Below are 18132 nucleotides of genomic sequence, written 5' to 3' on the forward strand. Positions count from 1 at the left end.
CGCCATCGCTGTTGATGACGTAATCTTCATCGTCTTGCTGCAGACCGGGGCCATGAAGAATCATTCTGCGTTCCTGTTGTCGAGCGCGGGCCTGCTGGCCCTTGGCGGGTGCGGCGGCGGTGGCGGCAATGGCGGCATCGTGTCGACCCCCGCGCCGGTGGCGCCGCCGGCCGCGGTGGCGCCGCCGGTGCTGACCCCCAACCCCGCCAATTTCGACACCGCCGAATATCGGCGGTCGAACGCCGTCGTGTCGTCGCAGGCGATCGCCGCCTATCGGGCGGGGGCCAGCGGCGCCGGAGTCACCGTCGCGGTCATCGATACCGGCGTCGCCATCGCCAACAGCGAATTCGCCGGGCGCATCTCGCCCGCCAGCCGCGATCTGGCCGGCGACCGCGGCTATGGCGACGAGGATGGCCATGGCACCGAAGTCTCCGCCATCATCCTGGCGGCCCGCGACGGCGCCAATATCCACGGTCTCGCCTGGGGTGCGACGTTGCTGGCGTTGCGCGCCGACACGCCGGGCAGCTGCACTACGGCCGAGGGCTGCAACTTCGCCTCGGCGACGCTGGCCACCGGTTTCGATGTCGCCGCATCGGCGCGGGCGCGCGTCGTCAACCTGTCGCTCGGCGGCGGCAGCGCGCTGCAATCGGTCAGCTTTGCCGCGGCCCGTGCCAGCGCGGCGGGGGCGGTCATCGTCCTGTCCGCCGGCAACGAGGCCAGCGCCGAAATCGACCCCTTTGCGGCGTCGGTGCAGCGCGCGGCGCCGGGCGCCGTGATCGTCGCCGGCGCCATCGACGAAAACCGCGCGATCGCCGATTTCAGCAACCGGGCCGGCGCGGCGGCATCCTATTATCTGACGGCGCTGGGCACGCGGGTGCGCAGCTTCGACCAGACCGGCACCGCCTATGTCTACACCGGCACTTCCGAAGCTGCGCCGATCGTTTCCGGCGCCGTGGCCTTGCTGGCGCAGGCCTATCCGCAGCTGTCGCCGGCGCAGATTGTCGAGATCCTGCTCAGCACCGCCGATGACCTGGGGGCGCCGGGCACGGACCCGGTCTACGGCCGCGGTGCGCTCAACCTGGCGCGGGCCTTCGCGCCGATCGGCACGCTTTCGGTCGGCCGGGTGGCGGTGCCGCTGTCTGCCGATGCCGGGCTGCTCGGCAGTCCGCTGGGGGACGCCGGGCAGGTGGGGATGGCGCTGCGCCAGGTCGCGGCGCACGACAGCTATGGCCGCGGTTACAGCGTCGACCTGGCGGCGAACCTGCGGCAGCAGGCGCCAGGCCGGCTCGCCAATGCGCTGCTCGGCAGCGACCTGCGCACCGGCGCGGGCGTCTATGGCAACGCCGAAGTCGCGGTGATGACGCGCGCCGTCGATGGCGCCGCCTGGCGCGGCGATGTCGCGACGGGCGTCGAATGGCGCGACCGGCCGCGCGGCAGCTTCCTCGGCGGCCAGACACGGGTGCAGCTGGCGCCCGGGCGGACGCTGGTGCTCGGCTATGGCCAGTCGGCCGGGGCGATGCTCGACGACGCGACCGGCACGGCGGGCCTGGTCGCGCCGCTGGTGGCGTGGCGCGCGAGCGAAACCGGGCTGGTGGCACAGCCGCTGGCCGGCGGCGCCGCGGCGCAGCGGCTGGGCGACTGGACACTGGCGATGGCATTTGGCGCCATGGCCATGCGCGGGGTGAGCGGCGGGGGCGGCGATGCCCCGGCCACCGCGTCGCGCGCCATCCTGCGCGCCGACCATGCGCTGGGTGCCGGACAGTTCGGGCTGGCGATGGAGATACTGGCGGAGCAGGGCGCGTTGCTCGGCTCGCAACTGCCCGCCGCCTATGGCGTGCGCGGCGCGACGACGACCAGCGCGGTGGCGACGCTGTCGCTGCCGCTGGCAGACTGGGCCGTGCGCGCCGAAGCGCGGCTGGGGCTGACGCGCGCCGACCTGACCGGGCAGGGGCTGTGGCAGGGCGGCGGCCGGCTGGTCGGCACGGCGGGGTCGCTGACGCTGTCGCGCGCCGGCGTGCTCGACCGCCGCGATACCGCCAGCCTGACGATCGCCCAGCCGCTGCGCGCCAGCGGCACGGCGCTGCTGGCGACCGGCGCCGACCCGGTGGCGCTGCGGCTGGGGCCGAGCGGCCGCGAGATCGCCGTCGAGGCCGGCTATGGCCGCGGCTTCGATGGCGGCGGCTTCAGCCTTGGCAGCTTCTGGCGGCATCAGCCCGGCAACATCGCCGGCGCGGCGGCGGATTTCGGCGGCGCGGCGCGGGTTCACCTGCGTTTCTGACCGGCGGCGTGGTGCTTCGCCGCCTTATCCACAAACAATCGGCCCCCGGCACTGGCGCTGCGGGGGGCAAAGCGACTAAGGCGTTCATCCCATGACCCGGTTTATTTTCATCACCGGCGGCGTGGTTTCGTCGCTCGGCAAGGGCCTTATGGCCGCCTCGCTCGCCGCGCTGCTCCAGGCGCGCGGCTATACCGTCCGCATCCGCAAGTTCGATCCCTATCTCAACGTCGATCCCGGAACGATGTCGCCGTACCAGCACGGCGAAGTCTATGTGACCGACGATGGCGCCGAGACCGATCTCGACCTTGGCCATTACGAGCGTTTCACCGGCGTCGCGTCGCGGCAGACCGACAATATCACCAGCGGCCGAGTCTATCAGGACATCATCACCAAGGAACGCCGCGGCGATTTCCTGGGGGCGACGGTCCAGGTCATCCCGCATGTCACCGATGCCATCAAGCATTTCGCCCGCGCGGACACCGAGGGGCTGGATTTCGTGCTGTGCGAGATCGGCGGCACCGTCGGCGACATCGAATCGCTGCCCTTTCTCGAGGCGATCCGCCAGCTCAGCGCCGATGTCGGCCGCGCCAATGCCGTCTATATCCATTGCACGCTGGTGCCGTATCTTGCCGCTGCCGGCGAGTTGAAGACCAAGCCGACCCAGCACAGCGTTGCCGAACTGCGCGGCATCGGCATCCAGCCGCATGTGCTCGTCTGCCGGTCGGAACATCCGCTGCCCGATGGCGACCGCGCCAAGATCGCGCTGTTCTGCAATGTCGCCAAGGAAGCGGTGATTTCGGCGCTCGACGCCCCCAGCATCTACGACGTGCCGCTGCAATATCATGCCGAAGGGCTCGACGACCAGGTGCTGGCGGCGTTCGGCATCAACGGCGCGCCGGCGCCGCTGCTGACGCGCTGGACCGACATCACCGATCGGCTGCACAGTCCGGAAGGCGAAGTCACCATCGGCGTCGTCGGCAAATACACGGGCATGAAGGACGCCTATAAATCCCTCACCGAGGCGCTGGCGCACGGCGGCATCGCCAACCGCGTCAAGGTCAACATCCGCTGGATCGAAGGCGAGCTGTTCGAAGGCCCCGATGCCGATATCGTCGCGCAGCTGGAACCGATGCACGGCATCCTGGTGCCCGGCGGCTTCGGCGAACGCGGCACCGAAGGCATGATCCGCAGCGTCCATTTCGCCCGCGACCGCCAGGTGCCGTTCTTCGGCATCTGCCTCGGCATGCAGATGGCGTGCATCGAGGCCGCCCGCAACCAGGCCGGGGTGGCGGAGGCCGGGACCACCGAGTTCGGGCCGACCGCCGAGCCGGTCGTCGGCATGATCACCGAATGGATGAGCGCCGACGGCCTGCAGGTGCGCGAAGCCGGCGGCGACCTGGGCGGCACCATGCGGCTGGGGGCCTATGACGCGACCCTTGCTGGCAACAGCGTCGCTGCCAGCATCTATGGCGACACCGCCATCTCCGAACGCCACCGCCACCGGTACGAGGTCAACGTCAACTATCGCGAGCGGCTGGAAGCCTCGGGGCTGATCTTTTCGGGCATGTCGCCCGATGGCCTGCTGCCCGAAATCGTCGAGCGGCCCGACCATCCCTGGTTCATCGGCGTCCAGTTCCACCCGGAGCTGAAATCCAAACCCTTCGACCCGCATCCGCTGTTCGCCGAATTCATCGCCGCCGCGGTGCGCCAGAGCCGCCTGGTGTGACTTTGTCGCTTAGTGTCGGGTTTGCCTGACACTTTCGGGGTCGCGACCAATTGACACACACCCGGGTTGCGATAAAGTGTCGCTAACACGTGACGGGTTACGGGGAGTCGATCCTCCAGCGAAGGCGCCGGCAACGGCACCGGGATCGGGCGAACGGGGCAGGATCGTGTGAAGACGGATGGCTGCCAAGGGGGTGGTCTTCTGGCTGCGCTGCGGGCGAGAGCCGGCGGCACGGCAGTACAGCTGGTCTCAAAAGCGGAGATGGTCGATGGCAGATGAAACAAAGGTTTACCCATCCGGGTTGACCGAAAAGGAAGCCGAAGAAATCCAGGGCGGCCTGATGTGGGGCACCCGGATCTATGCGGCAATCGCGATCCTGGCGCACATCCTGGCGTACATGCTTACGCCTTGGCTCAAGTAAGGGGAGGCCGTAATCATGAATGAAGGTCGTATCTGGCTCTATGTCCGCCCGACGGTTGGTATTCCGTTGTTCTTCATCGCCTTTGTTCTGGCAGCGCTCGCGGTGCACGCGTCGATCCTGAACAACACCACCTGGTTCGCTGCCTATTGGCAGGGCGCCGCTCCGGTCGCGACCAGCGCCGAAGCTCCGACCGCCACCGCCACCAAGGCGGGCTGAACGGACGGCTCGGCTCGGCGCCCAGGCGCCGGGTCGTGACACGAAAAGGCCGGGGTCTCGCGACCCCGGCCTTTTTCGCGTCCGGCGCAGGTGGCGGAGCGTGATCGAGCGCTCTAGGCGTTGCCGCGCCGGCTCATGAAGGCCAGCCGTTCGAACAGCATCACATCGGCCTCGTTCTTCAACAGCGCGCCGTGCAGCGGCGGGATCAGGCTCTTGGTATCGCGATTGCGCAGCACGTCGATCGGCAGGTCCTCGTGCATCAGCAGCTTGAGCCAGTCGAGCAGTTCCGACGTCGACGGCTTCTTCTTCATGCCGGGCACTTCGCGGATGTCGAAGAAGATGTTGAGCGCCTCGGCGACCAGCGCCTTCTGGATTTCGGGGAAGTGGACGTTGACGATGGACTGCATCGTCTCGCGATCGGGGAACTTGATATAGTGGAAGAAGCAACGGCGCAGGAAGGCGTCGGGCAGCTCCTTTTCATTGTTCGAGGTGATGATGACGATCGGGCGCACCGCCGCCTTCACCCGTTCGCCGGTTTCATAGACATCGAATTCCATGCGATCGAGCTCGGTCAGCAGGTCGTTGGGAAACTCGATATCGGCCTTGTCGATCTCGTCGATCAGCAGCACCGGCAGCTTCGGCGCGGTGAACGCCTCCCACATCTTGCCGCGGCGGATATAATTGGAAATTTCGTGGACGCGCGGGTCGCCGAGCTGGCTGTCGCGCAGCCGGCTGACGGCGTCATATTCGTACAGGCCCTGCTGCGCCTTGGTCGTCGACTTGACGTTCCATTCGATCAGCGGCGCGTCGAAGGCATCGGCGATCTGCTGCGCCAGCACGGTCTTGCCGGTGCCGGGTTCGCCCTTGACCAGCAGCGGCCGCCGCAGCGTGACGGCGGCATTGACCGCGACCTTCAGATCCTCGGTGGCGACATAGCCGGAGGTGCCCTGGAAACGCATCGACATGGGGCTGGGAAACCTTGAAAATTGGAGGTTCCCGCAGCCTAGAGGCGCACAATCCGTCCCGCAACTAGCGATAGGTGAAGGTGACCTGGGCCTTTTCCCCGCCCGGAAAGCCGAACATCGAGCCGACCGATTCCGATTTCTGCGACACCAGCCGCGGCGTGCCGTCGGGCGCCAGCTGATATTCGCTGGTCTGGTCGAAGCTGCTGACCTTGATCAGCATGCTCATCCGGAACGGCTCGCGCGCCGTGACGTGCAGCTGGTCGACCCAAACCAGGTCGCCGCGCCGCGCCAGCCGCGCTTCGGCCTGAAGGTGGTCGGAAATGTCCCCCGAATCGGTCCGCACGGCATCGGCGGGCAGCACCGGGATGGTCAGGATCGTCCGGCCCTGGGCATCGACGCTGCTCGCGGTCGCCGCGGCGATGATCGGGCCCAGCTGGTAATAGCCGGGGACGGGGATAAGCGTCACCTGCCGGCCATGGTCGTGCCGTTCGGCGGGCGTCGGCGGCTTGCCGAGCAGGCTGACCAGCGTCCAGCGGGTGCCGTCCCAGCGGTCGACGGTGTTGACATTGGTGGTCATGCCACCGCCGGTGCGAACCGAGCGCGTGCCGCGTTCGAAGGCGAGCGTCGACGGCGGCGCCGCGGCGGCATCGGCGACGATCCGATCGCGCAGCGGTGCCGGCACCGGCGCGGCGGCGGTCAGCAGCAGGGCGGGCAACACCGCCAATGGCGCCAGGGCCAGTGGCAAACGCCGTTCATGGGTCATGGCCGCACCCGTATAGGTCACGGGCGCGGCAAACAAGTTATGACTTTGTGGCAGCCGCCCGGCAAACAGCGATCACACGTCGAGGAACGACCGCATCTTGCGGCTGCGCGACGGGTGCTTGAGCTTGCGCAGCGCCTTGGCCTCGATCTGGCGAATACGCTCGCGGGTGACGCTGAACTGCTGGCCGACTTCTTCCAGCGTATGGTCGGTGTTCATGCCGATGCCGAAGCGCATGCGCAGCACGCGCTCCTCGCGCGGGGTGAGGCTTGCGAGCACCCGGGTGACGGTTTCCTTGAGGTTGGCGTGGATGGCGGCATCGACCGGGATGACGGCATTCTTGTCCTCGATGAAATCGCCCAGGTGCGAATCCTCCTCGTCGCCGATCGGCGTTTCGAGGCTGATCGGCTCCTTGGCGATCTTCATCACCTTGCGCACCTTTTCGAGCGGCATCGACAGCCGTTCGGCCAGTTCCTCCGGCGTCGGTTCGCGGCCGATCTCGTGGAGGATCTGGCGGCTGGTGCGGACCAGCTTGTTGATCGTCTCGATCATGTGCACCGGGATGCGGATTGTGCGGGCCTGGTCGGCGATGCTGCGCGTGATCGCCTGGCGGATCCACCAGGTCGCATAGGTCGAGAATTTGTAGCCGCGGCGATACTCGAACTTGTCGACCGCCTTCATCAGGCCGATATTGCCTTCCTGAATGAGATCAAGGAATTGCAGCCCGCGGTTGGTGTATTTCTTGGCAATGGAGATAACGAGGCGCAGGTTGGCCTCGACCATTTCCTTCTTGGCGATCCGGGCCTCGCGCTCGCCCTTCTGCACCATGTTGGTCACCCGGCGGAATTCGCCGAGCTCGACGCCGGTGGCTTCGGCGATGTTGGCGATCTCGCTGCGGATGGTCTCCACCGGCGCCGTTTCGGCGTTGGCGAAGGCCGCCCATTTCTTGTCGATGCCGGCGACGCGGCCCATCCAGCTGTCGTCGAGCTCATTGCCGGTATATTCGTCGATGAAGCTCTTGCGGTTGATCTTGTGCTTGTCGGCCAGCTTCATCATCTGCCCGCCGAGCACCAGCAGGCGCCGGTTCTGGGTATAGAGCTGGTCGACGAGCAGTTCGATCTTGCTGTTGTTGAAATGGATCGACTGGACGCCGCGGGTCAGCTCCTCGCGCAGCTTCTGGTAGCGGCGTTCGTCCGCGGCCGGGAAGGCGGTGTTGCCGCCCAGCGCCGTCAGCCGGGTTTCCTGCAGCTTGAGGAACTTCTTGTAGGTCGCGGTGATTTCAGCAAATTTTTCCAACGCCGCAGGCTTCAGCACCTCTTCCATCGCCGCCAGCGACAGCGTCGTGTCTTCTTCCTCGTCGTCGGGAATCGCCGGCTTGCCGTCGGGGCGCATGCGCCGCTCGGTCATGCCGTCTTCCTCGTCGGGGGCGGCGGGTTCCTCGGCGGGTTCCTCGTCGTCCTTGAACTGGACGGTCGGCAAGTCGCTGCCCTCGGTCGGCTCACCATTCTCGTCGGTGGCGGCTTCGGCCGGGTCCTTGGCGAGCATGGCTTCGAGATCGAGGATCTCGCGCAGCTGCATGCGGCCTTCGTTGAGGGCGTTCGACCATTCGATCATCGCGGTGAACGTCATCGGGCTTTCGCACAGCCCGGCGATCATCGTGTTGCGGCCGGCCTCGATGCGCTTGGCGATGGCGATTTCGCCTTCGCGGCTGAGCAGTTCGACGGCGCCCATCTCGCGCAGGTACATGCGCACCGGGTCGTCGGTGCGGTCGAGCGGTGCCTTGACGACGGCTGCGGCAGGCGCGGTACCCAGGTCGCCTTCGACGGGTTCGGGCTCGTCCTCGTCGTCCTCGGCGCGCGCGGCTTCGGCGCCGTCGTCGGCGGGCTCGTCATTCTCGATGATGTTGATGCCCATTTCCGAAAGCGCCGCCATGACGTCTTCGATCTGCTCGGACGACATCTGGTCCTGGGGCAGGGCTTCGTTCAACTCGTCATAGGTGATGTAGCCGCGCTTCTTGGCGCGGGCGAGCAGCTTCTTGACCGAGGCTTCGTTGAGATCGAGCAGCGGTGCGTCATTGCCTTCGCCCTTGGCGTCGGTGCTCGCAGCCGCCACATTCGCTTTTGCCATTCGGGACCATCCTTGTTTCATCGCGAGCGGCAGCCGCTCCGGTATAATTATAACCCATCGACCAAAAGCGAATCGCAGCGCTTTAGTCGTCGCGGCGTGATTCTGCCAGTCGCATCATCGCTTCGTCGATTTCGACGCGTTCGGCGCGCAGCGCCTGCTGGCGTTCGAAATCGGCCTCCGACAGCGTCACCTTCAGCCGCGCCGTCACGGCCGCAAGCTCGCTTTCCACCCGGCCGCGCGCCAGGATGGTATCGACCAGAACGGCAAAATCATGCGCAGCAACGTCGGCATCGGCCCGTGTTCCTGTGAAGGAGAAGCGCAGCCGGTTCGACGCACGAAGCTGATCGATGCTGGCGCCAAGGCCTTCGGTGCCAAGTTCGTGCGCCAGCGCCGCACTTTCAAGGTGCGGCCGCGCCGAAAGGATGGCCAGGATCGCATTGCACAGCGCCGCCTGGCGCGGATCGGGCAGCGGCAGCGCCGCCAGCGCCTCGCCATGGCGGTCGGCGAGCGCCGGATAGGTCAGCAGCCCGAGCAGGATCGCCGCGGTCTCCTGGGCCGCATCCCCGGCGCGTGGCCGGGCCTTCAGCGCCGCAGAGGCGCCGCTGCGCGGCGGCACCCAGGCCGTGCCGGGCTTGAAGGGGGTGAATTCGCGCTGCGGCCGCTGCGGCCGGGCCAGGAACATCGCATCGAACCGCGCGGCAAATTCGGCGGCATAAAGCGCGCGCACGCTGGCATCGGCGATGCTGTCGCTGTGCGCCTTCAGATGCTGGCGGACAAGGGCGCGGCGTTCCGGAGTCGATGTGTCGCCGCCGGTGACTTCGCTCGCCCACAGGAAATCGATCAGCGGCACGGCGGCATCGAGCACGGCACCGAACGCCGCGGCGCCGCCGCGCTTGACGAGATCGTCGGGGTCCTCGCCCGGCGGCAGCGTGGCGATGCGCAGCGACTTGCCGGGCGCCAGCAGCGGCAGCGCCCGCACCGCCGCGCGCAGCGCGGCGCGCTGGCCGGCGCCATCGCCGTCGAAGCACAGGGTCGGTTCGTCGACGACGCGCCAGGCCAGCGCCAGCTGTTCCTCGGTCATCGCCGTGCCGAGCGGCGCCACCAGCTCGGCAATGCCGGCGCCGGCGACGCCGATGACGTCCATATAGCCTTCGACGACGACCAGCCGCCCGGCCTTGCGCCCCGCCGGCCCGGCGCGGTCCAGATTGTAGAGCAGCCGGCCCTTGTCGAAGAGCGGCCCGTCGGCGGAGTTGAGATATTTCGGCTGCACATCGCCCAGCGCGCGGCCGCCGAAGCCGGTGACGCGCCCGCGGCGATCGCGGATCGGGAACATCAGCCGGCCGCGGAACCGGTCATAGGTGTCGCCGCTGTCGGCGCGGCCGAGCAGCCCGGCCTCGACCAGCCGGTCCTCGCCCGCGTCTTTCAGTGCCGATTTGAGCGCGGTACGCGAGTCGGGCGCAAAACCCAGCGCGAAGTCGCGGACAAGGGCAGGGGTGACGCCGCGTCGTTCCAGATAGGCGCGCGCCTCGGCGCCGGCGGGGCTGCGCAACTGCGCCTGGAACCATTCGGCGGCACGGCCGGCGAGCGACTGGAGCGTGTCGTTGACCTCGGCCCGCTCCCGCGCCGCCGGGCTGTCGGCCGGCACCTCCATCCCGGCCTGGGCGGCGAGCTGCTTGACCGCATCGATGAAGCCGAGCCCTTCCTGTTCGGTGAGGAAGCGGATGACATCACCATGCGCGCCGCAACCGAAGCAATGGTAGAAACCCTTGTCATCGTTGACATAAAAGCTGGGGGTTTTTTCGTTGTGGAACGGGCAGCAGCCTTTCCATTCCCGCCCTGCGCGGGTCAGCTTGACCCGCCGCCCGACGACCGGGGACAGGGCCACCCGAGCGCGAAGTTCGTCGAGAAAGGCGGGCGGGAGGCTCAGGGTCTCCCCTCCCGCTTGCGGGAGGGGTCGGGGGTGGGCGCTTCGGTGGGCGCTTCTGGGGCCAAGGCTTCGGCGATTATCGCCACCACCATTTCGGTGTGGTCGACAGCCTGCCAGTTCCAGAACCGCAGCACGCGATAGCCATGGGCCTCGATATAGTGTTGGCGGGCAAGATCGGCGGCGCCGCCGTGCTGGCTGCCATCGAGTTCGATCACGAGCCGCTGCTTGCGGCAAACAAGATCGGCGATGTAGGGGCCGACGGCAATCTGGCGGCTGAACTTGTGCCCGTTCAACTGGCTGGCGCGCAGGGCCTGCCAGAGTTTGCGTTCGGCTGGGGTCGCATTGCTGCGAAGCTGCCGTGCTTTGGTCAGTTGTTCGGCGGCGATCGTCCGCGGTGGTTGTCCGCTCACGCTCACGCCCACCCCCGACCCCTCCCGCGAGCGGGAGGGGAGCAGACAGGCAAACTGCCCCGCAAACTCATCCCGCCAGCGCCGCCTTCACCATCCCGCCCGCCGCGCCCATGTCCAACTGACCGGCAAAGCGTTCCTTCACCGCCGCCATCACCCGGCCCATGTCCTTGACCGATGTCGCCCCCAGTTCGGTGACCAGCGCCGCGATCTTGGCCTGCGCCTCGTCCGCCGACATCTGCGCCGGCATGAAGCTTTCGATGATCGCCAGTTCGGCGCGTTCGGCGTCGGCGAGTTCGGGGCGGTTGCCGGTCACGTACATCTCGATCGATTCCCGGCGCTGCTTGGCCATTTTCGACAGGACATCGGCGACCAACACATCGTCGTCGGCGGGCGCGGTGCCGGTGCGCAGCTCGATATCCTTGTTTTTCAGCGCCGCCGCGATCAGGCGCAGCGTGCCGGTGCGGGCGCTGTCGCCGGCTTTCATCGATGCGATCGTTGCGGCCTTGATGTCGTCGCGTACCATGTGCGTATTCCTGACTTGCTGATCGCCCCCACTAGCGCCTGGCGGTGCGAAAGAATAGATTGACGCAGCCGGCCCCCCTCCCTAACTCGCCAGCCGTTTGACCACCCGAACCGCACAACCAAAGGACCCAACCATGGCCGCTGCGCCCGCGCCCGCCCAACCCAAAGGCGCGACTGGCGTTTTGGTCTTGGCGGATGGATCGGTCATCTGGGGCATGGGCTTCGGCGCCGAAGGCGTGGCAGTGGGGGAGGTGTGCTTCAATACCGCGATGACCGGCTATCAGGAGGTGATTTCCGATCCCTCCTACGCCGGCCAGATCATCACCTTCACCTTTCCGCACATCGGCAACACGGGGTCCAACCCCGAAGACATCGAATCGGCCAACCCGCACGCGCTCGGCTGCGTGGTGCGCGAGGCGATCACGCCGGCGGCATCGTTCCGCTCGACGCGCAATTTCGATGACTGGATGCGCGCCTGGGGGCGGATCGGGCTTTCGGGGGTCGATACCCGCGCGCTGACCAAGCGCATCCGCATGGGCGGCGCGCCCAATGCCGTCATCGCCCATAACCGCATGGGCAGTTTCGACATCAAGCAACTGACGGCACAGGCCAAGGGCTGGCCGGGGCTGGAGGGCATGGACCTCGCCTCGGTCATTTCGACGACGCAGAATTACGGCTGGGACGATGGCCTGTGGACGCTGCAGGGTGGCTATGCCGTCCACAGCGGCAACCCCGATGGCCCGCACGTCGTCGCAGTCGATTACGGCATGAAGCGCAACATTTTGCGCAACCTCGTCGCCGCCGGGGCGCGGGTGACGGTGGTGCCGGCGATGGCAAGCTTTGACGAGATCATGAGCCTGAAGCCCGACGGCATCTTCCTGTCGAACGGCCCCGGCGACCCGGCCGCCACCGGCGTCTATGCCGTGCCGGTGATCCAGAAGGTGCTCAACGCGGGCGTGCCCTTGTTCGGCATCTGCCTCGGCCACCAGCTGCTCGGGCTGGCTGTCGGTGCCAAGACGGTGAAGATGCAGCAGGGGCACCGCGGCGCCAACCATCCGGTCAAGCGGCTCAGCGACGGGCGGGTGGAGATCACCAGCATGAACCATGGTTTTGCCGTGGAAACCGAAACGCTGCCGCCGACGGCACGGCCGACGCATATCTCGCTGTTCGACGGCTCGCTGGCGGGGCTGGAACTGACCGACATGCCGGCGTTTTCGGTGCAATATCATCCGGAGGCGAGCCCGGGGCCGCAGGACAGTGCCTATCTTTTCGAAAAGTTCGTCGGGTCGCTGCGGTGAGCATCGACCCCGCACGCCTCGCCGAGGAAATGGCCGCCGACCAGGAGGTGCTCGCCGAACTCGCCCGCAACGGCGACATCGCCGAATTGCCGCGGACGATCGACGTGCATTTCAAGGGGCCGCAGGACGCCATCGAGAACCTTGCCGAGGATGCGCAGGGGCTGGGTTTCCGCTTCATCGACTTCGGAGATTTCGAGGATGGCGACTGGGCGGCGGATTTACAGGTCGATGGCCCGGTGACGTCGGTGGCCTTGAAGGCGCTGATCACCCGCGCGCTGGAGATCGAGATTTCGCACGGCGTCGAGTTCGACGGCTGGGGCTGCCAGGCGGAGACGGGAGCGTGATCGCCAACACCCAACCTCCCCCCGCCGGGGGGAGGCCGAGAGACGCCGCAGGCGGCCCGGGAGAGGGGCTCTCGCGCGCCGGCAGACAGAGCCCCTCTCCCGGCTCGGCTGCGCCGAGTCCGACCTCCCCCCGGCGGGGGGAGGTTGCGTTGGCACGTGCCAAGGCGTTGCGGGCCAATATGGCGCCGGCGGAAGTCGTTGTTTGGGAAATGCTGCGTGGCGGTCGGCTCAATGGCTGGAAGTTCGCCCGCCAGGTGCCGATCGGCCCGTACATCGCCGATTTCGCAGCGCGGCGCGAAAAATTGATCATCGAAATCGACGGGCGTTCGCACGACCACAGCATCGCCCATGACGCGCGGCGCGAAGCCTTTCTCGCCAGCCGAGGCTATCGCGTGCTCCACATCACCAACGCCGACGTCGCCAGCGACCGCGACAGTGTTGCGCGGCATATCGACCATCATATGCGCGCATCAGCTCCCCCCGCCGGGAGAAGGTCGAGAGACGCCGCAGGCGGCCCTGGAGAGGGGCGCCCCATCGACCACCAGATGCGCCCTGTGGCGCCAGAAGGCCTGTAATGCCAAAACGCACCGACATTTCCTCCATCCTGATCATCGGCGCCGGCCCGATCATTATCGGCCAGGCGTGCGAGTTCGATTATTCGGGCACGCAGGCGATCAAGGCGTTGAAGGCCGAGGGTTATCGCATCATCCTGGTCAATTCGAACCCGGCGACGATCATGACCGATCCCGAGCTGGCGGACGCGACTTATGTCGAGCCGATCACCCCCGAGATCGTCGCCAAGATCATCGCGAAGGAACGCCCCGACGCGGTGCTGCCGACGATGGGTGGCCAAACCGCATTGAATACGGCGCTCGCCCTGCACCGCGACGGCACGCTCGAGAAATACAATGTCGAACTGATCGGCGCCGATGCCGAGGCGATCGACAAGGCCGAGGACCGGTTGAAATTCCGCGACGCCATGTCGAAGATCGGCCTGGAAAGCCCGCGCTCGCAGATCGCCCACAGCATCGACGAAGCGATGGTCGCGCTGGATTTCGTCGGCCTGCCGACGATCATCCGCCCCAGCTTCACCATGGGCGGCACCGGCGGCGGCATTGCCTATAACAAGGAAGAGTTCGTCCGCATCGTGACGGGCGGCCTCGATGCCTCGCCGACCACCGAAGTGCTGATCGAGGAATCGGTGCTCGGCTGGAAGGAATATGAGATGGAGGTGGTGCGGGACCGCGCCGACAACGCCATCATCATCTGCTCGATCGAGAATATCGACCCGATGGGAGTCCATACCGGGGATTCGATCACCGTCGCGCCGGCGCTGACGCTGACCGACAAGGAATATCAGATCATGCGCAACGCGAGCATTGCTTGCTTGCGCGAAATCGGTGTCGAAACAGGCGGTTCCAATGTCCAGTTCGCTGTCAACCCGAAGGACGGCCGGCTCGTCGTCATCGAGATGAACCCGCGCGTCAGCCGCTCATCGGCGCTGGCATCGAAGGCGACGGGTTTCCCTATCGCCAAGGTCGCGGCGCTGCTGGCGGTCGGCTATACCCTCGATGAGGTGATGAACGACATTACCGGCGCGACGCCGGCGTCGTTCGAACCGACGATCGACTATGTCGTCACCAAGATCCCGCGCTTCGCCTTCGAAAAATTCAAGGGTTCGGAGCCGTTGCTGTCCACCGCGATGAAGTCGGTCGGCGAAGTCATGGCGATCGGCCGCAATTTCCAGGAAAGCGTCCAGAAGGCGCTGCGCGGTCTCGAAACCGGCCTTTCCGGCTTCGACGAGATCGCGGCGCTGGTCGGCGCCTCGCACGACGAGATCGAGGCCGAGTTGAGCCGCGCCACGCCCGACCGGCTGCGCGTCGCGGCGCAGGCGCTGCGCGAGGGCATGAGCGTGGAGCGGATCCATGCCGTCGCCAGGTTCGAACCCTGGTTCCTGCGCCAGATCGCCGAGTTGATTCAGGTCGAAGCGGGGCTGAAGGCCGGCGAATATCCCACCGGCCCCAACAGTTTCCGCCGCCTCAAGGCCATGGGTTTTTCCGATGCCCGGATTGCGAAATTGTCCGGCAAGACCGAAGCGCAGGTCGCCGCCGATCGCCGCGCGCTCGGGGTGCGGCCGGTGTTTAAGCGCATCGACACCTGCGCCGGCGAATTCACTGCCAAGACGCCGTACATGTATTCGACCTACGAATCCCCCAGCTTCGGCGAGCCGGATTGCGAATCCGAGCCCAGCGCGGCGACCAAGGTCGTCATCCTGGGCGGCGGGCCGAACCGTATCGGGCAGGGGATCGAATTCGATTACTGCTGCTGCCACGCCTGCTTCGCGCTCAATGACGCGGGCTATGAAACCATCATGATCAACTGCAACCCGGAAACCGTGTCGACCGATTACGACACGTCGGACCGGTTGTATTTCGAACCGCTGACGGCCGAGGACGTGCTGGAGGTTCTCCACACCGAAATGCAGAACGGCACGCTCGCCGGGGTCGTCGTCCAGCTGGGCGGCCAGACCCCGCTCAAGCTCGCCGGCGCGCTGGAAGCGGCGGGCATCCCGATCCTGGGCACCGCGCCCGACAATATCGACCTGGCGGAGGACCGCGAGCGTTTCGCCGCGCTGATCGAGCGGCTCGGCCTCAAGCAGCCCGAAAACGGCATCGCGCGCAGCCGCGACGAGGCCGTCGCCGTTGCCACCCGCATCGGCTATCCGGTGCTGATGCGGCCGAGCTATGTGCTCGGCGGCCGCGCCATGGAAATCGTCGACACCCAGGCGCAGCTCGACACCTATATTCGCGAGGCGGTGATCGTGTCGGGCGACGCGCCGGTGCTGATCGATCGCTATCTGCGCGACGCCATCGAAGTCGATGTCGACGCCATTGCCGATGACGCGACCGTCTATGTCGCCGGCGTCCTGCAGCATATCGAGGAAGCCGGCGTCCATTCCGGCGATTCGGCGTGCTCGCTGCCGCCCTACAGCCTGTCGGACGAGATCATCGCCGAAATCGAGCGCCAGACGACGGTGCTGGCGCGTGCGCTCAACGTCCGCGGGCTGATGAACATCCAGTTCGCGGTCAAGGACGGCGAGGTCTATCTGATCGAGGTCAACCCGCGCGCCAGCCGCACCGTGCCGTTCACCGCCAAGGCGACCGGCATCCAGGTCGCCAAGATCGCGGCGCGGGTGATGGCGGGCGAAGCGCTGTCGAGCTTCGACACCAGCCCGCGCAACGTCGGCACGCATATCGCCGTCAAGGAAGCGGTCTTCCCGTTCGCGCGCTTCCCCGGCGTCGATCCGGTGCTCGGGCCGGAAATGAAATCGACCGGCGAAGTCATGGGCATCGATACCGATTTCGCCACCGCCTTTGCCAAGGCGCAATTGGGCGCCGGCACGGTGCTGCCGCAATCGGGAACGGTGTTCGTGTCGGTCAAGGACAGCGACAAGCCGATCATCATCCCGGCGATGCGCGACCTGGCGGCGATGGGCTTCACCATCATCGCCACCGATGGCACGGCGCGGGTGCTGCGCGAAGCCGGCCTGCCGGTCGCGCTCGTCAACAAGGTTGCCGAAGGCCGGCCGCACATCGTCGACCGGATCAAGGATGGCGATGTCGCGCTGATCTTCAACACCACCGAAGGCGTCCAGTCGCTGAAGGATTCGGCCTCTATCCGCGGCTCGGCGCTGTATGGCCGGGTGCCCTATTTCACCACCGCGGCTGCGTCGGTGGCGTCGGTGGCGGCGATTGCCGCGCTGCGGCGACGCCCGCTTGAAGTGCGACCGTTGCAGGCCTATCATCAGTCGCCCAAGGCGTAGGCCCCCCTGGACCACGAACCGTCGGCAGTGCAACCACTGCCGGCCTCCCGCGTTACCAAGGCCCCGCGTTTCGGGAAGTCCAAAGACAAGAGTTCAAAAGAATGGCGACGATCGAAAAACTGCCGATGCTTGCGGACGGCCATGCCGTGCTGGTGTCCACCCTGCGCCGCCTGAAGGAAACCGAGCGTCCGGAAGTCGTCGAGCAGATCGAAGTCGCGCGCGCCCATGGCGACCTGTCGGAAAATGCCGAATATCATGCCGCCAAGGAACGCCAGGGCCAGATCGAGGCCCAGGTGATCGAGCTCGAGGACCAGCTGGCGCGCGCCGTCATCATCGATCCGACGACGCTGTCGGGCGACAAGGTGGTGTTCGGCGCCACGGTGCATCTGCTCGACGAGGACGACAAGAAGATCGTGTATCAGATCGTCGGCCATACCGAAGCCGATGCCCGTCGCGGCCGCATCAGCTACAACTCGCCGCTCGGCCGTGCCCTGATCGGCCGCCGCATCGATGACGAAGTCGAGGTGACGACGCCGTCGGGCGATCGCTATTACACCATCGAGGCGGTCGAGTTCATCTGACGCACCCGGCTTGCCCGGCCTTGGCGTTCGACCGGTCGGGAGCCATATAGTCCGAATGAAGCCCTTCAAACCGCCGACGCCGCTGGCCACCAACAGCCTGTTGGGGCTGTGCGTCGCCGTGCAGGCGGCCATGGCGGTGGGCAGCGTCGGGTTCGGCCAGGCGGTCATCTTCAACTTCGGGCTCATCCCGGCGCGCATCACCGCGATGCTCGTCGGCAATGCGCCGTTGCTCACCAGCGCGCCGACGCTGGTGACGCACATGTTCCTGCACAGCGGCTGGCTGCACCTGGGGCTCAACCTGTTGTTCCTCGCCTGGGTCGGCCGCTATGTCGAATGGGTGACGGGGCGGTGGTCGCTGGTCGGGCTGTTCCTCGCCGGCGGCATCATCGGTGGCGTGGCGCAGGTGGTCGCGGACCCGCAGGGCACCGTGCCGGTCGTCGGTGCCAGCGGCGCCATTGCGGCGATCTTCGGCGCCTATGCCGTGCTGTTCGCCACCAGCCGCATGGCCCCGCGCCGTTTCATCGGCATCGCCATTCCCGGCGAAACGCTGACATCGCTCTGGTACGCGGCGACCTGGATCGGGCTGCAGCTGCTCACCGGCCTCGCCTTCAACACCGGCCCCGGCGGCGGCATCGCGATCTGGACGCATATCGGCGGGTTCCTGACCGGGCTGGTGGTGGCGCGTTTCTGGGGCAAGGGGCCGCGGCCCTACTAGCTTTGCGACTGGCCGGGCG

The 18132-nt window shown here is 66.9% G+C and carries 16 protein-coding genes; 10 read left to right on the plus strand and 6 right to left on the minus strand.

What is annotated here, in order from left to right; genetic code table 11:
- Nucleotides 1–52: 52 nt before the first annotated feature.
- The 4 genes from GGQ62_RS01875 to GGQ62_RS01890 all read left to right on the plus strand — a co-directional run bounded on the left by GGQ62_RS01875 (nt 53) and on the right by GGQ62_RS01890 (nt 4641).
- Nucleotides 53–2278 carry a S8 family peptidase gene (locus tag GGQ62_RS01875; RefSeq protein ID WP_152576744.1) on the plus strand — a complete coding sequence of 742 codons (2226 nt, stop codon included), beginning with the start codon at nt 53–55 and terminating at the stop codon, nt 2276–2278.
- A 91-nt stretch (nt 2279–2369) separates the two neighbouring features.
- Nucleotides 2370–4004 (plus strand): CTP synthase, encoded by a 1635-nt coding sequence (locus tag GGQ62_RS01880; RefSeq protein ID WP_152576743.1) that lies wholly within the window; start codon nt 2370–2372, stop codon nt 4002–4004.
- 268 nt (nt 4005–4272) lie between these two features.
- On the plus strand, nt 4273–4425 hold the full coding sequence (locus tag GGQ62_RS01885) for a light-harvesting protein (protein ID WP_152576742.1): 153 nt from the start codon (nt 4273–4275) through the stop codon (nt 4423–4425).
- Nucleotides 4426–4440: 15 nt separating this feature from the next.
- The gene (locus GGQ62_RS01890; protein WP_152576741.1) at nt 4441–4641 is read left to right on the plus strand and encodes a light-harvesting protein; all 201 of its coding nucleotides are present in this window, start codon (nt 4441–4443) and stop codon (nt 4639–4641) included.
- A 113-nt stretch (nt 4642–4754) separates the two neighbouring features.
- Here GGQ62_RS01890 and GGQ62_RS01895 read toward each other — a convergent pair whose 3' ends face one another.
- The 6 genes from GGQ62_RS01895 to GGQ62_RS01920 form a co-directional block, all read right to left on the minus strand.
- Nucleotides 4755–5600: an AAA family ATPase gene (locus GGQ62_RS01895; protein WP_152577077.1), complete on the minus strand. Its 846-nt coding sequence runs from the start codon at nt 5598–5600 to the stop codon at nt 4755–4757.
- 70 nt (nt 5601–5670) lie between these two features.
- Entirely contained in the window at nt 5671–6390 is a 720-nt protein-coding gene (locus tag GGQ62_RS01900; RefSeq protein ID WP_152576740.1) for a hypothetical protein, read from the minus strand.
- 51 nt (nt 6391–6441) lie between these two features.
- On the minus strand, nt 6442–8493 hold the full coding sequence (gene rpoD / locus GGQ62_RS01905) for an RNA polymerase sigma factor RpoD (protein WP_152576739.1): 2052 nt from the start codon (nt 8491–8493) through the stop codon (nt 6442–6444).
- Nucleotides 8494–8575: 82 nt separating this feature from the next.
- Nucleotides 8576–10420, minus strand: coding sequence for a DNA primase (gene dnaG, locus GGQ62_RS01910; protein ID WP_152577076.1), 1845 nt, complete (start codon nt 10418–10420; stop codon nt 8576–8578).
- Nucleotides 10417–10836 carry an endonuclease domain-containing protein gene (locus GGQ62_RS01915; RefSeq protein ID WP_243446607.1) on the minus strand — a complete coding sequence of 140 codons (420 nt, stop codon included), beginning with the start codon at nt 10834–10836 and terminating at the stop codon, nt 10417–10419. The genes dnaG and GGQ62_RS01915 overlap by 4 nt, the downstream gene beginning before the upstream one ends.
- A 61-nt stretch (nt 10837–10897) precedes the next feature.
- Nucleotides 10898–11353 (minus strand): GatB/YqeY domain-containing protein, encoded by a 456-nt coding sequence (locus tag GGQ62_RS01920; RefSeq protein ID WP_152576738.1) that lies wholly within the window; start codon nt 11351–11353, stop codon nt 10898–10900.
- A gap of 133 nt (nt 11354–11486) precedes the next feature.
- Here GGQ62_RS01920 and carA point away from each other — a divergent pair, with 133 nt between their 5' ends.
- The 6 genes from carA to GGQ62_RS01950 all read left to right on the plus strand — a co-directional run bounded on the left by carA (nt 11487) and on the right by GGQ62_RS01950 (nt 18113).
- On the plus strand, nt 11487–12650 hold the full coding sequence (carA, locus tag GGQ62_RS01925) for a glutamine-hydrolyzing carbamoyl-phosphate synthase small subunit (RefSeq protein WP_152576737.1): 1164 nt from the start codon (nt 11487–11489) through the stop codon (nt 12648–12650).
- Nucleotides 12647–12994, plus strand: a complete 348-nt coding sequence (locus GGQ62_RS01930) for a ribonuclease E inhibitor RraB (protein ID WP_152576736.1) — start codon at nt 12647–12649, stop codon at nt 12992–12994. Before carA ends, GGQ62_RS01930 begins: the two co-directional genes overlap by 4 nt.
- A gap of 149 nt (nt 12995–13143) precedes the next feature.
- On the plus strand, nt 13144–13569 hold the full coding sequence (locus tag GGQ62_RS01935; RefSeq protein ID WP_243445980.1) for an endonuclease domain-containing protein: 426 nt from the start codon (nt 13144–13146) through the stop codon (nt 13567–13569).
- The gene (carB, locus tag GGQ62_RS01940) at nt 13569–16817 is read left to right on the plus strand and encodes a carbamoyl-phosphate synthase large subunit (RefSeq protein ID WP_152576735.1); all 3249 of its coding nucleotides are present in this window, start codon (nt 13569–13571) and stop codon (nt 16815–16817) included. Before GGQ62_RS01935 ends, carB begins: the two co-directional genes overlap by 1 nt.
- Before the next feature lie 101 nt (nt 16818–16918).
- Complete coding sequence (gene greA, locus GGQ62_RS01945; protein ID WP_152576734.1) at nt 16919–17398, plus strand: transcription elongation factor GreA; 480 nt, start codon at nt 16919–16921, stop codon at nt 17396–17398.
- Nucleotides 17399–17453: 55 nt separating this feature from the next.
- Complete coding sequence (locus GGQ62_RS01950; protein WP_152576733.1) at nt 17454–18113, plus strand: rhomboid family intramembrane serine protease; 660 nt, start codon at nt 17454–17456, stop codon at nt 18111–18113.
- The last annotated feature ends 19 nt before the right edge of the window (nt 18114–18132 follow it).

This window comes from Polymorphobacter fuscus (assembly GCF_011927825.1).
Classification (GTDB): domain Bacteria; phylum Pseudomonadota; class Alphaproteobacteria; order Sphingomonadales; family Sphingomonadaceae; genus Sandarakinorhabdus; species Sandarakinorhabdus fusca.